Origin of the sequence: Acidovorax sp. SUPP1855 (assembly GCF_030158955.1) — a bacterium.
Taxonomy (GTDB): Bacteria; Pseudomonadota; Gammaproteobacteria; order Burkholderiales; family Burkholderiaceae_C; genus Paracidovorax.
In genome coordinates this window covers 49,460-63,816 of sequence record NZ_BQXI01000017.1, presented here as the reverse complement: position 1 = coordinate 63,816, position 14,357 = coordinate 49,460, and the positions used below count along the sequence as shown (strand labels likewise).

Annotated in this window: 10 protein-coding genes; 4 read left to right on the top strand and 6 right to left on the bottom strand. The window is 66.9% G+C overall.

Annotated features, from left to right (window positions below):
- Positions 1–18 precede the first annotated feature (18 nt).
- On the top strand, positions 19–1,392 hold the full coding sequence (phoR, locus tag AVMA1855_RS15820; RefSeq protein WP_284426444.1) for a phosphate regulon sensor histidine kinase PhoR: 1,374 nt from the start codon (positions 19–21) through the stop codon (positions 1,390–1,392).
- On the opposite strand, the gene AVMA1855_RS15815 is transcribed toward phoR, so the two are convergent.
- The 3 genes from AVMA1855_RS15815 to AVMA1855_RS15805 all read right to left on the bottom strand — a co-directional run bounded on the left by AVMA1855_RS15815 (position 1,355) and on the right by AVMA1855_RS15805 (position 4,865).
- Positions 1,355–2,713: an MATE family efflux transporter gene (locus AVMA1855_RS15815; RefSeq protein WP_284426443.1), complete on the bottom strand. Its 1,359-nt coding sequence runs from the start codon at positions 2,711–2,713 to the stop codon at positions 1,355–1,357. The genes phoR and AVMA1855_RS15815 overlap by 38 nt on opposite strands.
- Positions 2,713–4,428, bottom strand: coding sequence for a hypothetical protein (locus AVMA1855_RS15810; protein ID WP_284426442.1), 1,716 nt, complete (start codon positions 4,426–4,428; stop codon positions 2,713–2,715). Before AVMA1855_RS15810 ends, AVMA1855_RS15815 begins: the two co-directional genes overlap by 1 nt.
- Before the next feature lie 176 nt (positions 4,429–4,604).
- Positions 4,605–4,865: a type B 50S ribosomal protein L31 gene (locus AVMA1855_RS15805; protein ID WP_272568968.1), complete on the bottom strand. Its 261-nt coding sequence runs from the start codon at positions 4,863–4,865 to the stop codon at positions 4,605–4,607.
- A gap of 142 nt (positions 4,866–5,007) precedes the next feature.
- On the opposite strand from AVMA1855_RS15805, the gene sbcD reads away from it, so the two are divergent.
- Together sbcD and AVMA1855_RS15795 are read left to right on the top strand one after the other, a co-directional pair.
- Complete coding sequence (gene sbcD, locus AVMA1855_RS15800; RefSeq protein WP_284426441.1) at positions 5,008–6,228, top strand: exonuclease subunit SbcD; 1,221 nt, start codon at positions 5,008–5,010, stop codon at positions 6,226–6,228.
- On the top strand, positions 6,225–9,686 hold the full coding sequence (locus AVMA1855_RS15795) for an AAA family ATPase (protein ID WP_284426440.1): 3,462 nt from the start codon (positions 6,225–6,227) through the stop codon (positions 9,684–9,686). Before sbcD ends, AVMA1855_RS15795 begins: the two co-directional genes overlap by 4 nt.
- Here the strand turns inward: AVMA1855_RS15795 and AVMA1855_RS15790 are convergent.
- Complete coding sequence (locus tag AVMA1855_RS15790; protein ID WP_284426439.1) at positions 9,650–10,864, bottom strand: citrate synthase family protein; 1,215 nt, start codon at positions 10,862–10,864, stop codon at positions 9,650–9,652. The two genes, AVMA1855_RS15795 and AVMA1855_RS15790, sit on opposite strands and share 37 nt — an antisense overlap.
- Positions 10,865–10,964: 100 nt before the next feature.
- On the opposite strand from AVMA1855_RS15790, the gene AVMA1855_RS15785 reads away from it, so the two are divergent.
- On the top strand, positions 10,965–12,374 hold the full coding sequence (locus tag AVMA1855_RS15785; RefSeq protein ID WP_502870340.1) for a CoA transferase: 1,410 nt from the start codon (positions 10,965–10,967) through the stop codon (positions 12,372–12,374).
- A 107-nt stretch (positions 12,375–12,481) separates the two neighbouring features.
- On the opposite strand, the gene rho is transcribed toward AVMA1855_RS15785, so the two are convergent.
- Both rho and trxA read right to left on the bottom strand, forming a co-directional pair.
- A complete protein-coding gene (gene rho, locus AVMA1855_RS15780; RefSeq protein ID WP_272547856.1) occupies positions 12,482–13,744 on the bottom strand; it encodes a transcription termination factor Rho in 1,263 nt (420 codons plus the stop codon).
- A gap of 264 nt (positions 13,745–14,008) precedes the next feature.
- Positions 14,009–14,341 (bottom strand): thioredoxin TrxA, encoded by a 333-nt coding sequence (gene trxA, locus AVMA1855_RS15775; protein WP_272568977.1) that lies wholly within the window; start codon positions 14,339–14,341, stop codon positions 14,009–14,011.
- Positions 14,342–14,357: the final 16 nt, after the last annotated feature.

The window sequence follows — 14,357 nt, the reverse complement described above, 5'->3', positions numbered from 1 at the left end:
TGACCCGTACTGCACGACATGGCTTGGCGCTTTTTCTTCTTTTTCTCCTTTCAGTTGGCGGGTCTGGCTGTGGGATGGTGGCAGGGCGGACCGTGGGGGGCGATGCTGGCGGCGGCGTTGGCAGCCTGGGTGTGGTTCATCTGGGATTTGTTGCGCGGCGCGCGCGTTGTGGCGTGGCTGCGGGAAGGTGACCTGGCCCGAGCGCCCAGCCTGCGTGGCCTGTGGGGCGAGGCGGCCGATCGCGCGCGGCGGCTGCTGCGCCAAAGCCAGGCGGAAGTGGCCGCAAGCGACGCACGGCTGCAGGAAATTCTGGCGGCGCTCCAGGCCACGCCCAACGGCGTGGTGCTGCTGGACGGTGAGGGGCGCATCGAATGGTGCAATCACATCGCCGCCAGCCAGTTCGGGTTCGACGCGCAGCGCGACGTCATGCAATCCATCGGCAACCTGGTGCGCGATCCGGACTTCAGCGCCTACTATTCCAGCCAGGATTTTTCACACGATGTCGTGCTGCAAGGCCGCGACAGCACGGCCTCCCGGCCGGTGCGCATCTCGGTGCACCTCCACCCCTATGGCGACGGGCGCAAACTGCTGCTGTCGCGCGACGTGACGGCGCTCGAGCAGGCGGAAGCCATGCGCCGGGATTTCGTCGCCAACGTGTCGCATGAGATCCGAACCCCCCTCACCGTCTTGACCGGCTTTGTCGAGACGCTGCAAACGCTGCCGCTCTCCACCGAAGAGCGTTCACGCTACCTGGGCATGATGTCTCAGCAGGCAGCACGCATGCAAAGCGTGGTGCAGGACCTGCTGACCCTGTCGCGGCTGGAAGGGAGCCCGTTACCCGGCATCACCGAATGGACACCGGTGGAGGTGCTGCTGCGTCGCTGTGAGGACGAGGCCCGCGGCCTGTCCGCCTTGCTCACCCAGAACCAGCCCCGGCCGCACACGATCCAGTTTCCTTTGCTGGAAACCATGCGCGCGGCAGGCCAGCTGGGTGGGGTGCCGGCCGAGTTGCAGAGCGCTTTGTCCAACCTCATCGGCAACGCGGTCCGGTACACCCCTGCCGGCGGCTCCATCACCGTCGAATGGCTGACGCTGGAGGATGGCAGCGCACGCTTTACGGTGCGCGACACGGGTCCGGGGATCGAGGCGGTGCATCTGCCCCGTTTGACGGAGCGCTTTTACCGCGTGGACCGCAGCCGCTCGCGCGAGACCGGGGGCACGGGCCTGGGGCTGGCCATCGTCAAGCATGTCCTGCAGCGCCATTCGGCATCGCTCGACATTTCGAGCACGGTAGGGAAGGGCTCGGTCTTTTCCGTCACCTTTCCTGCGGGCCGGGTGCAGAGCCGTCGCCCGGTCACTGTGCTGGAGGCGGGAGCGGTTGCCCAGGCCTGAGCGCCCTGGCCAGCATCGTGACGAACACCATGGCGGTCGTGATGAGGGCCGCGGCACTGGCCCCCCAGAATGCCGACGGTGATCGAAGTGCCTCCCATCCCAGGGCACCTTCGTAGGCCAGCAGGTAACCGCCGGTCAGTCCGCCGCCCCACAGCAGCACGCAATAGACGACCAGCGGCGCGAGCGTGATGCGGTAGCAGCGCAGGATGAAAACGCAGACCGTTTGCAGCGCATCGGCGACGTGATAGATCGATACCCAGACCAGCAGCGAGGCTGTGAGCCAGGCGACTTGGGCCGAAGACGTGTAGAACGGTGCGATATGCCCTTTTGCTATGAAAAGCATAGCTGCCAAGGCAATACTTATCCCGGCAGAGAGGCGAAAACCCATCCAGGCTGCCGCACGGGCGCGGGATTCGTCGCCCGACCCGCGCCAGAAGCTCACCCGTGCGCTGGTGGCAATGGACAACGACAACGGCACCATGTACAGCACGGCGGTGAGGTTGGACGCGATCTGGTGCGCCGCCGCCGCGATGTTGCCTTGCCGGGCGATGAAGAGCGCCATCAGCGTGAACGACGTCACCTCCACCAAAATGGCCAGCCCCGCCGGGACGCCCAATTGGGCGAAGCGGCCGATCTGCGCCCAGTCCGGTTTTTCCAGCCGCCGCCACAGGTCGAGCGGCATGTACAGCGGCTGGGTGTTCAGCAGCCAAGCCGCCACAACGAGCAACGCGTAGTTGACCACCAGGGTGGCCCAAGCGCAGCCCACTGCGCCCTGCGCTGCAAGCCCGGCACCGCCGAAGGTGAACCAGATCGACAAGGGAATCTTGACCAGCAGCGAGCCCACCTGCAGCCAGGTGACCAGCTGGGGGCGTCCCAGCGCCTGATTGAGCGTGCTGTAGATACGGAACAGAAGGGCCGGGGGGAGTGCCAGCGCCAGCACGCCCAGGTAGCTGCCCACCACGGCGCGCAGCGCTTCGGGCACCTGGGTCCACCGCAGGATGGCGCCGGGCGACACCAGCACCACAATGCCCATCGCGCAGGCGATGGCGCACAGGTACAGCGCCTGCCGCACCGTTCGGCCGATGCCTTCCCGTTCTCCCGCTCCGCGCTGCTCGGCCCAGACCGGCAGGAGGGCCTGCAGCGCGCCCATGAGCGCCACATAGATGCTGACGTAGATCGCCGACCCGATCGACAGGGCCGCCAGGGCGGCGGCGGAATGCCGGCCGGCCACGATGGTGTCCGTGACGCCGAACGCCATGACCGCCAGCTGCCCGGCCAGCACGGTGCCGGCATGCCGCGCGATGGTGGCGCGTTCGGACATTACCGCAGCGTGGCCGCGCGCCGCAGCACCAACAGTTGGTCGTTCTTGTCGGTGGGCCGAGGGAGCTGCGTCACTCGCGACCACTCTGGCGGCGAGGCGATATCGCCGCCGGGTGGCTGGGCTTCGCTATCGGCCACCAGCCACTGGCAATCGGACGTGGCCGGCAGCCGGCGGCCGTCGGTCGGCTGCAGCGAGAGCCCGCCGTGGTACTGGAGCGCCGCCACCTGGGCGCGGCTCAGGCCATGGGTGATGATGCAGCCCGGCTGCGGGCCCAGCACGGCCATCAGGTTGTTGATCTGCGGGCGATAGCTGCGGCCATAGTCGAGCAGTGGCAGCCACAGCGTCATGAGCAGCAGCCAGCCCAGCGTGGCACCGCTGGCAGGCAGCACCAGGCTCTTCCAGATCACGGCCCGGTCGCGCGAGGCGCGCCACCACACCAGCGCACACCATGCAGCGGTGGCAATGAGCGCGAGCGTGAAAGCGACGGCCGAAAAGTGCGGCACGAACGCCGGGGCCAGCCGGGCCACGTTGGCCGCCGGTTTGGACGGCACGCCCGTCTGCAGCGACAGCCAGATCACCCAGATCGTGATGGCGGAGGCACTGAAGAAAAGCAAAGTGAACCAGTCGATCAGCGACGCGATGGCGCGGCGCAGTGTGGGCAGCGCGAACGCCGCCAACGCCGCGAGGGCCGGCAGCCCCAGCAGCAAGGCGCGGTCGGCGGGCTGGGTGGTGATGGTGGCGCCCAGCGTGACCACGGTGAACCACAAAGGCAGCAACAGATGGCGGTGCATGGCGCGGCTGGTGATCTGGTGGCGCCAGCGCCACAGGGTCCACAACGCCAACGGCCAGGCCGGCCACGCGAACCAGGTCAGCAGGCGCAGCAGGCTTTGCCAGTCCTTCGCGCCCTCTGCGCTGCCCACGATGCGCCAGCGCCAGAGGTTCAGCTTCCAGGCCAGCAAGGCGGCCACCACCGTCAGGCCCAGCAAGGCCAGCGCCCAGGTGCGGCTCGAACGTGGTTCGTGGTCGGCTGTGCGCAGCACCAGCAAGGCGCTGCCCGCGCCGAGCAGGGCGGCCATGGTGGGCGCCCCGCTCAACACCAGTCCGATCAGCCCGAGCGCGGCGGCCGCCGTGGGCATTGCGGTGCGATAGGGCAGGGCCGATGCTGCAAAGAACAGCAGGGCGGTGCAGGCCAGTTGGGTGAGATAGCTGGTGATCTCGTGCGACAGTTGCGCCAGTCCCAGGCACGCCAGCAGGGCCAGCAAACCGCCGTCGGCCATGGCGCGGGCGTAGTCGGCGGGCAGGGCCTCGCCGCCGAATGCAAAAGCCACCGGCTGGGCCCCCGGACTTTTTGCCAGGTAGTAAACGCCGTACCAGGTGGCCACGAGGGTGGCCGCCAGCAGGGCAATGAAAGGCAGCCGCGCCGCCATTTCCTGTGAGAGCCAGGAGGGAGCGATCTGCAGGGCCAGCGCCCCCAGCCAGTACGGCAGCAGGCCTTCCGTTTCGGGGGGCATTCCGGCCAGCGAAGGGGACAGCCATGCCGTTGTGCCGTGCGCCAGCTCCAGCATGTAGCCGAACGCGGTGACGTCGGCGTTCTTCCAGGGGTCTCGCATGACGAACCCGGGCACCACATACGCCAGGCACAGCAGCAAGAGCGCCCAGCGCGGCAGCGGGCGGACTGCGCCTTGGGTGACGATGGCAGGGGTGGGGTGGATCACTCGGCTCGTTCTGGTGGCGGAAAAGGACGCCCGAGAATACGGGCAAAAAGACAAAGAAAAAGGCAGCGCGGTCGAGCCGGGCTGCCTTTCTTCAAACGGTGTTGTCGGCCTGCGGTAGCAGGCCGGCTGCCTTGCGGCACCGCAGGCCAGGGCCTGCACACATCGTTGTCCGCCGATTACTTCGCTGCGGTCGTCTTGCCGAAGCGGTTGCGGAACTTCTCCACGCGGCCGCCCATGTTGTCCACGGACTTTTGCGTACCGGTGTAGAAGGGATGCGATTCGCTGGAGGTGTCCAGCTTGAACAAAGGCAGTTCGCGTCCGTCATCGGTCTTGCCCATTTCCTTCGTGTTCACGCAGGAGCGGGTCACGAACTTGAAACCGTTGGACAGGTCCACGAACAACACTTCGCGGTAATTGGGGTGAATGCCTTCTTTCATGGCATGGTCCTTTCAGGGGCTGCTGCGGTAGCCACGCCGCACCCATTGCGTCGCACTTTCCGCGGAAATTAGCCTTCGATTATTGCATAGGCCCGCCAAAGTGAGACCATTGCCACTCCAGAACTTCTCCAAAAGCCACGAATTGCGCCTCCTGCATACCTCCGACTGGCATCTGGGCCAACACTTCATGGGCCAGACACGACAGGCCGAACACCTGGCTTTCATCGACTGGCTGGCGCAGCAGGTCCGCGCGCAGGCGGTGGACGCCGTGATCGTGGCAGGCGACGTCTTCGATACCGGAGCCCCTCCGAGCTATGCGCGCGAACTGTACAACCGCTGCGTGCTGGCGTTGCGCGACGCCGGGGCGCAATTCGTCGTGCTGGGCGGCAACCATGACTCCGTTTCCGTGCTCGGCGAAAGCCGCAGCTTGCTCGCGCATCTCAATACCCGGGTGGTGCCGGGCATGGCGGAGCGGCCCGAAGACCAGGTGCTGGTGCTTCATACCCGCGCTGGCGTGCCGGGAGCGGTGCTGTGCGCCGTGCCGTTCTTGCGCCCGCGGGACCTGCTGCTGAGCCAGCCCGGGCAAAGCGCGGCCGACAAACAGTTGGCGTTGCAGGCATCCATCCGTGCCCATTACCAGGCCTTGCATGCCCTGGCCGTCGAGCGCAGCGCCGCGCTGGGCGGCTTGCCCATCGTGGCGACGGGGCACCTCACCACCGTTGGCGCCAGCGCCAGCGAATCGGTGCGCGAAATCTATGTGGGCACGCTGGAAGCCTTTCCCACCAACGCGTTTCCACCAGCCGACTACATCGCGCTGGGCCACATTCACCAGCCGCAAAAGGTCGGAGGGCTGGAGCATGTGCGCTACAGCGGATCGCCGATACCGCTGAGCTTCGACGAGGCACGCCAGCGCAAGGAGGTGCTGCTGGTCGATTTCGACCTGGCGGGCCTGAAGTCCGTGACGCCGCTGCCGGTCCCCTGTTTTCAGCCGCTGGCCAGCGTGCGCGGCCGCCTGGCGGAACTGCCGACGGCATTTGCCGAAGCTGCCAGCCGTGGAAGCGATTCGTTGCCGGTGTGGGTCGAGGTGGAAGTGGCCCATGACGACTACCTTGCCGATCTGCAGGTGCGCGTGGCCCAGATGGCGGAAGGCCTGCCGATCCAGATCCTGCGTGTGCGCAGGGCCCGCAATGTGCTTCCCACCGTGCTGGATGCCGCTGCGGGAGAAACCCTCGATGAACTGGGCCCCGCAGAAGTCTTTGCCCGCCGGCTGGCGGTCCAATCGCTCGAGCCGGCACTGGAGGAGCGGCTTTCGGCGCTGTATCGGACCGTCCTGGCCGACCTGCAGGAAAGGCCCGCGCCATGAGAATCCTGAGCCTGCGCCTCAAAAACCTGAATTCGCTCAAAGGCGAATGGCGCATCGACTTCACCACGGCACCCTTTGCCGGCAACGGCCTGTTCGCCATCACGGGCCCCACCGGGGCGGGCAAGACCACCATCCTCGATGCGATCTGCCTGGCGCTTTACCACCAAACGCCGCGGATCGCTGGCGTGTCCCAAGGGGGCAACGAGGTCATGACTCGGCACACCGCGGAATGCCTGGCGGAAGTGGAGTTTGAAGTTCGCGGCGCCCGCTACCGGTCGTTTTGGAGCCAGCGCAGGGCACACGGCAAGCCCGACGGGGCCTTGCAGCAAGTGCAGGTGGAATTGGTGGCCCAGGTCCGCGGCGAACGCGAAGGCGAAATCTTGACCACCAGGGTGCAGGACAAGCTGCGCCAGACGGAAGTGCTCACCGGGCTCAATTTCGAGCGTTTCACCCGGTCCATGCTGCTCGCGCAGAGCGGCTTTGCGGCCTTCCTCGAAGCCAGCGCTGGCAAGCGTGCGGAGTTGCTGGAGGAGTTGACGGGGACCGATATCTACGGGCAGATTTCGCAGCGGGTGTTCGAGAGTGCGCGGGACGCGCGCGCGGTGCTGGAGCAACTACGGGCCCGTGCCGGTGGCGTGGAGTTGCTGGACGAGGCCACGCGCGCCACGCTGGTGGATGAAGCTGGCCGCCTAGCCTTGCATGCGCGGGCACTGCAGGCGCAGCGAGAGGCCGCCGCCCGCGAGCGCCAGTGGCTGGCGGACAAGGACCGTGCCCAGATGCGGCGTGACGAGGCGGTGCGACATCGGGAGCAAGCCCAGGCCGAATGGGATGCCGGTGCCGAGGAAAGCCTGCGCCTTGCCGCCAGCGAGCCCGCTGCGCGGTTGCAGCCGGTCCATGCCGCATGGCAGGCCGCGCGGCACGATGCGGTGGCCGTGGTTCGGCAACGGGATGACGCGCAGGTGCGGCATGGTCAGGCGGTGGATCGCTGCGCCCGAGCGCTTCGCCAGGTGCAACGCAACAGCCAGCGCCTGGCCCGGTTGCGCAAAAACGAATGGCAGGATGTTGTGCAGGCCCGCGAGACGCTGTCCCAAGAACTCGCAGCAGTGCCCCAGCACGCCCAACTGGGGGAATGGTTGAGCGGATGGCGCGAGCAATTCGGCGCCCGTGCGCACCGGCTGCAGGCGATGGCCGAAGCCCGGATGCGTCAGGAAAAACAAGGCAGTGAGTGTCAGGCCCTGGAGTTAAAACGCGCCGGCCATGAACAGGCCTGCCAACGTGCCGCTGCGGCCTTGAACCAGGCGCAACAGGCGGCCGTGGCAGCGCGCCAGGTCCATGAGCGCCTGACGATGGGGCGTGAAGAATCCGCATGGCGCAATGCCCCGTTGCAACTGCTGGAGCGCAGCCATGCCTGGGAGCGCCTGGGCCAGAGCCTGAGCGCATGGCGGCAAGCCCAATCGCGCCAGTCGCAATGGCTGGCGGCCCAAACGGAGCGGCAGCGGCAGGAGGCGGACGAAGCGCAGGCCGTGCAGTCGCTGCGCGATCGCTATGCCAGCCTGCATCGGCAAGTGCAGGACCAGGAAAAGCTGCTGGCGCAAGAGCAGCGCATTCAGGCCCTGGAGGCGCATCGCAGCCATTTGCAGCCGGGCGAGGCCTGTCCGCTGTGCGGATCGACCACCCATCCCGCGATCGAAGACTACGAGGCGCTGGACGTTTCCGCGACCCAATCCGCACTGGAGACGCTGCGCGCACAGCGCGACGAGGTGACCGAGCAAGGGCAGGCGCGGCGCTCCCGCCTGGCCGCGCTGCAGGCGCAGAGCGATCAGACGGCGCAGCAGATCGCCGAGGGAGAGCAGGCCTTGGCACAGTGGCTGACGCAGTGGCAGGCGTGCTGCGCGGCCAGCGATTGGCCGGTGGATGCCGTGGACGCCCAGGCCATCGCCGACGCCCAGGCCCGGCACGCGGCAGCGCTGGAAGCCGCGCAACAGCAATGGGTGGAGATCGCCCAGGCACGAACGCGGCTCGATGAGACGCTGTCCGCACTGCAACAGGCCGAACAGGCCGAACGCGCGGCCCTGCAGCAGCGGGCCCTGTCGGACAAGGATCTGCAGGCGGCCCGAGAGCGGGCGGATGAGTTGGCGCGGCACCTCCAACAGCAGCAGAGCCAGCACGCCGAGGCCGAAGCGGCGTTGGCGGACCAATTGCAAACGTTGGGCTACACGCTGCCCAGCGATGGGGCGGACTGGCTGCAACAGCGTGCGCAAGAACATCGCGCATGGCAGGCGGCGCAAGCGCGCCTTCAGGCATTGACGGCCAGTGAATCGGCATTGAAGCAGGTGGCCGACATGGCGGGGGAGGCCGCCCTGCGTTGGGCGGCCGTGGGAGCGCCTGGCACGGGGGCCGAAGTCGATGCCCTGCTGCGGGAAGAGCCCGAATCCGGGTGCGAAGACTTGGTGCAGGCGGTCGAACAAGCCGAGGCGCTCTGGCGTGCGGCAGAGAACGAGCTGGCCACGCTGCAAGGCATGCTGGAGTCCTTGCAGCGCCGGCATGCCGAGGTGCAGGCGGCCCAGGTCCGGGCCAAGCAGGATTGGGTGCAGGCGCTGTCGCTCAGCCCTTTCGCCGATGAAACCGCTTTTCACGCGGCAGGCATGGGCGAGCCTGAGCGCGAAGCGCTGCGCGCACGGCTGGCGCAGCGGCAGCAGGCGCTGGCCGAGGCGAACGCCCTGCAGGCCGCCGCCAATGCGGCCTTGGCGGAGTTGCAATCCCAGCCGCTCACCGAACGGAGTTCAGAGGATCTGGCCGCGCTGATGGCGCAGTGGGAGGCCGAATTCACCTTGACGCAGCAGCAGCAGGGCGCCATCGCGAGCCGGCTGCAAGACGACGCGCAGCGCCGCGATGGCCTGCAGGCGCTGTTGGCACAGATCCAGGCCCAGGAGGCCGACCACGATCTGTGGCAGCACCTCAATGGCCTGATCGGCTCTGCAGACGGCGCTAAATACCGGAAGTTCGCGCAGGGCCTCACCCTGGACCACCTGGTGCATCTGGCGAATCGCCAACTGGGACGGCTGCACGGGCGCTACCGGCTGGGCCGCCGCTCGGTGGGCGAACTGGAGCTGGAGGTGATCGACACCTGGCAGGCCGATGTGGCGCGCGACACCCGCACCCTGTCGGGCGGCGAGAGCTTTCTGGTGAGCCTGGCGTTGGCGCTGGCGCTTTCCGACCTGGTGAGCCACAAGGCCAGCATCGACTCGCTCTTTCTCGACGAGGGATTCGGCACGCTGGATGGCGAAACGTTGGAAACCGCCCTGGATGCGCTCGACACCCTCAACGCCAGCGGAAAGACCATCGGCATCATCAGCCACGTGGAGGCCCTCAAGGAACGCATCCCCGTGCAGATTCGCGTGCACAAGGGCGTGGGCCTGGGCTACAGCGCGTTGGAGCGGCGATTCTCCGTGGGCTGAGCGGGCCGCGGTCCGTTGTACGCAGCGCGCGGCCGGATGAGCTGTCCGCTGTCGCGTTGCTCCAGCGCATGGGCCACCCAGCCGATGGATCGCCCCAGGGCGAACAGGCCGAAGGCCGCTCCTTCCGGAAGCGCCAGATGGCGTCGAAGGGCGACCAGCGCCAAATCGATCGAAGGCCGTTGGCCGGTCAAGGCCTGGGCCTCCGCGATCCAGCGCTGCAAGCGTTCGTTGTGCGGCAGCAGAGGGCGCAGCAGGCATTCGGCGCGCACATCCCCTTGCGGATAGAGGTGGTGGCCGAAGCCTGGCAGGTCCTCTCCCCGTGCCAGGCGCTGGCGCAGGCGTTGCTCCGGCGCGGCGTTGTTCAACTCGTCCCAGAGGGCTTCCACGCGTGCGGTGGTGCCGCCGTGCTTGCCGCCCGTGAGCGCGGCCAGACCGCCGATCACCGCGGCCCGCAAGCTCGCGCCGGTGGAGGCCACACACCGGGCGGTGAAGCTGGAAGCGTTGAGTTCGTGGTCGGCGCAAAGCACGAGCGCCTGGCGCACGAGGTCCGCCCCGTGGTGGTCCAGCCCCCATGCCGCGGCGCATTGTCGATGGATGGGGGCCGTTAGGGGTGCCGTGCCCAGCAGGCACGCGGCCAGCAGCCGCACCAGCGCACCGCATCCTTGCGCCAGCCGCTCTGGCGACGTCTGCCACACAGCGGTGCTGGCGTCCTCGCTGCCCGCGGTAAAGAGCGGTAGCAGCGTTTCTTCGGGTCGGAGCCCGGCCAGGCAGGGCTGCAATGCCGCCATGGCCCGGGGCAACGCAGGCGTGTCGGGCCCGAAAGCCGATTCGGTGGGGCAGCGCCACAGTCGGCCTGCGAGATCTTCCACGGTGCACGCGGCGGCCAGCGGGATGGCGTTTTCTCCACGGTAGTAAAGCTGCCCATCCTCGATCAATGTGATGGAGGACTCCAGCACCGGCAAGCCCCAGTCCAGCGCCGCCTTGACCACCTCCTTCGGCTTACGACCCCGCGTGCGCTGACCTGCGAGCCTTTCCACATCCTGCTGCAGGTATCGGCTTTCACGGGTGCTGTCGCCCGCGTGGGCTGGCAGCAGGCCCCGGCTCACATAGGCGTAGAGCGTCTGTCGGGAAACACCAAGGCGGGCGGCAGCGTCAGGGGCGGACAGATAGGCGGGCATCACGGCTCCCCGGTAGAAATAGATTGATGTTGAAAATATAAATCAATATTGACAATTTAATGGGTTGATCTAGGCTGATGCATCGTTTTTGAGGCCTGCCATGTCCACCCATTCCTCCGCTCCTTTGCCCCCTTCTGCGTCATTCACCCATTTCGCGCGCACGCTGTGGAAGGGCTTGGGCGGCACAACGGATCCGATGGATGCGCTGTCTTTCACGGGCGCTGGGCAATTGCCATCGGTCTTTCCCGTGACCGACCTGGCCAGTGCCTCGATGGCGGTGGCCGGTCTCGCATTGGCGGAGGTCGCGGCACCTTCCCGCGCACTGGTGCCGCAGGTTCGGGTGGACCGGCGGCTGGCGTCCTTCTGGTTCGGTGGATCGTTGCGTCCGATCGGCTGGGCCCTGGCACCGCTGTGGGATACCGTCGCAGGCGACTACCAAGCTGCGGATGGATGGATCCGCTTGCACACCAATGCGCCGCACCACCGTGCCGCAGCGATGGCCGTGCTCGGCGGGGTGACGGACCGCGAGTCGGCAGCCCAGGCGGTCGCTCGCTGGCGTGCGAGCGATCTGGAGTCCGCCATCGTGGAGCAGGGCGGTTGTGCCGCAGCCATGCGAAGCCTGGACGAATGGTCGTCCCATCCGCAGGGAGAGGCTGTCCAGGCGGAACCGTTGCTCCACATGGCCTTTGGCGCGGAGGGGCCTGAGCGCTCCTGGGTGGGAACGGCGCAGCGCCCGCTGCATGGCGTGCGTGTGCTGGACCTCACCCGCATCCTGGCGGGGCCGGTGGCGACGCGTTTCCTCGCCGGCTTTGGCGCCGAGGTCCTGCGCATCGACCCGCCGGGCTGGGAAGAGCCCGGCACCGTGCCCGAGGTGGTTCTGGGCAAGCGCTGCGCGCGCCTGGACCTTCGGCAGGCCGCCGACCGCGCGGTGTTCGAGCATTTGCTGCGCCAGGCCGACGTGTTGGTACACGGGCTGCGGCCGGAAGCCCTGGAGCGGCTGGGACTGGGCGTTTCATGGCGGCGCACGGTCCATCCCGGATTGATCGACGTCTCGCTCGACGCCTATGGGTGGAGCGGTCCGTGGCGCGGACGCCGGGGCTTCGACAGCCTCATTCAGATGAGCACCGGCATTGCCGAGGAAGGCATGCGCCGGACCGGGCGGCAGGTGCCGGTGCCACTGCCCGTGCAGGCCATCGACCATGCCACCGGCTACCTGATGGCGGCCGCGGCCCTGAAGGCGCTGGCGCACCGCCGGCAGACCGGCCGGGGCTGCGAGGTGCGGGCGTCGCTGGCGCGAACCGCCCACTGGCTGGCACAGGCGCCGTCGTCGCTGGACCGGGAGCCGCTGTTGACCGAGTTTTTGCAAGACCAGTCTCCGGAGATCGAAGCCACTGCCTGGGGGCCGGCCAGGCGTTTGCTGGCGCCGCTGTCCATCGAAGGCATGCCGATGCGCTGGGAGCTGCCTGCACCTGCGCTGGGATCGTCCATCGCCGCGTGGTCCTGTACTTGAGCGGGGAGGTTGCGGCCTGCAGCAAAGAGCCCCGCAGGCCGGATGGCCTGCGGGGCTTTTGGGTGTGCAGGGGAGCGGCGCAAGCCACCCCATGCGGACGGCAAAAATCAGCCGCCGCGGCGCATCATGTCGAAGAAGTCCACATTGGTCTTCGTCGCCTTCATGTTCTTGATCATGAGTTCCATCGACTCGATCTCGTCCATGTTGTACATGAACTGGCGCAGGATGCGGGTCTTTTGCAGGATCTCGGGCGGCAGCAGCAGCTCTTCGCGGCGGGTGCCGCTCTTGTTGAGCTCGATGGCCGGGAACACGCGCTTTTCGTACAGGCGGCGGTTCAGGTGGATTTCGCTGTTGCCCGTGCCCTTGAATTCTTCGAAGATCACTTCGTCCATGCGGCTGCCGGTATCGACCAGCGCCGTGGCGATGATGGTCAGCGAACCGCCTTCTTCCACCTTGCGAGCCGCGCCGAAGAAGCGCTTGGGGCGCTGCAGCGCAGCGGCATCCACGCCGCCCGACAGCACCTTGCCGGAGGAGGGCACGACGTTGTTGTAGGCACGGGCCAGGCGCGTGATGGAGTCCAGCAGGATCACCACGTCCTTCTTCAATTCGACCAGGCGTTTGGCCCGCTCGATCACCATCTCGGCCACGTGCACGTGGCGTGCTGCAGGCTCGTCGAAGGTGGAGGCGATGATTTCGCCCTTCACGGTGCGCTGCATTTCGGTCACTTCCTCGGGGCGCTCGTCAACGAGCAGGACCATGAGGTGAACGTCGGGGTTGTTGGCGGTGATGGCGTGCGCGATGTGCTGCATCATCATCGTCTTGCCGCTCTTGGGCGGTGCGACGATCAGTGCGCGCTGGCCGCGGCCGATGGGGGCGATGATGTCGATGATGCGGCCGGTGATGTTCTCTTCGCCCTTCATATCCCGCTCGAGCTTCATTTGCTCCTTGGGGAACAGCGGCGTCAGGTTCTCGAACATGACCTTGTGCTTGTTCTGCTCCGGCGGGCCGCCGTTGACCGCATCGAGCTTGGTCAGCGCAAAGTAGCGTTCCCCGTCCTTGGGGGTGCGCACTTCGCCTTCGATCATGTCGCCGGTGTGCAGATTGAAGCGCCGGACCTGGCTGGGCGAGATGTAAATGTCGTCGGTGCTGGCGGTGTAGCTCGTGTCGGGGCTGCGCAGGAAGCCGAAGCCATCCGGCAGGATTTCCAGCACACCGTCGGCGAAGACCTGCTCACCGGCCTTCGCGCGCTTTTTGATGATCGCGAACATCAGCTCCTGCTTGCGCATGCGCCCGGTGTTCTCGATCTCCAGCTCTTCGGCCTGCTTGAGCACTTCGGACACGTGCAGTGCCTTGAGTTCGTTTAAATGCATGGGGTGACTCCTGAACGGAGCGGATTTGAATCAGGGGGGAGGCCGGGAGCCGGGCTGCCGCTGTTTGCGGACCTCGGATGGCCTGGGGATCTGGAACCGGCCGCTAGTGCATGCGGACGCGATGATCTGCGGCGATTATGACAGGAAAAAAAACCGGTTTGCCAAGGCACGTGCAGCAAGATTGCTGCCATCGAACAATGCGGGCACGCGGGATGGCGCGCTGCGGACGAGGCCGCCGCCCACGCCAGCCCCGACCGTCACCAATCAGGCCAGTTGCTGGTCGATGAACGCGGTGAGCTGCGTCTTGCTCATCGCGCCGACCTTGGTGGCGGCCAACTGGCCGTCCTTGAACAGCATGAGGGTCGGGATGCCGCGGATGCCGAACTTGGCAGGCACTTCGCGGTTCTCGTCCACATTCATCTTGGCGACGGTCAGCTTGTCTTTGTAGGTGTTTGCGACTTCGTCCAGGATGGGCGCGATCATTTTGCAGGGGCCGCACCATTCGGCCCAGTAATCCACCAGCACCGTGGTGCCCGGTTGCAGCACATCGGTTTCAAAACTGGCGTCGGAAAGGTGTTTGATGAGTTCGCTTGCCATGGCACATTCCTTTGTG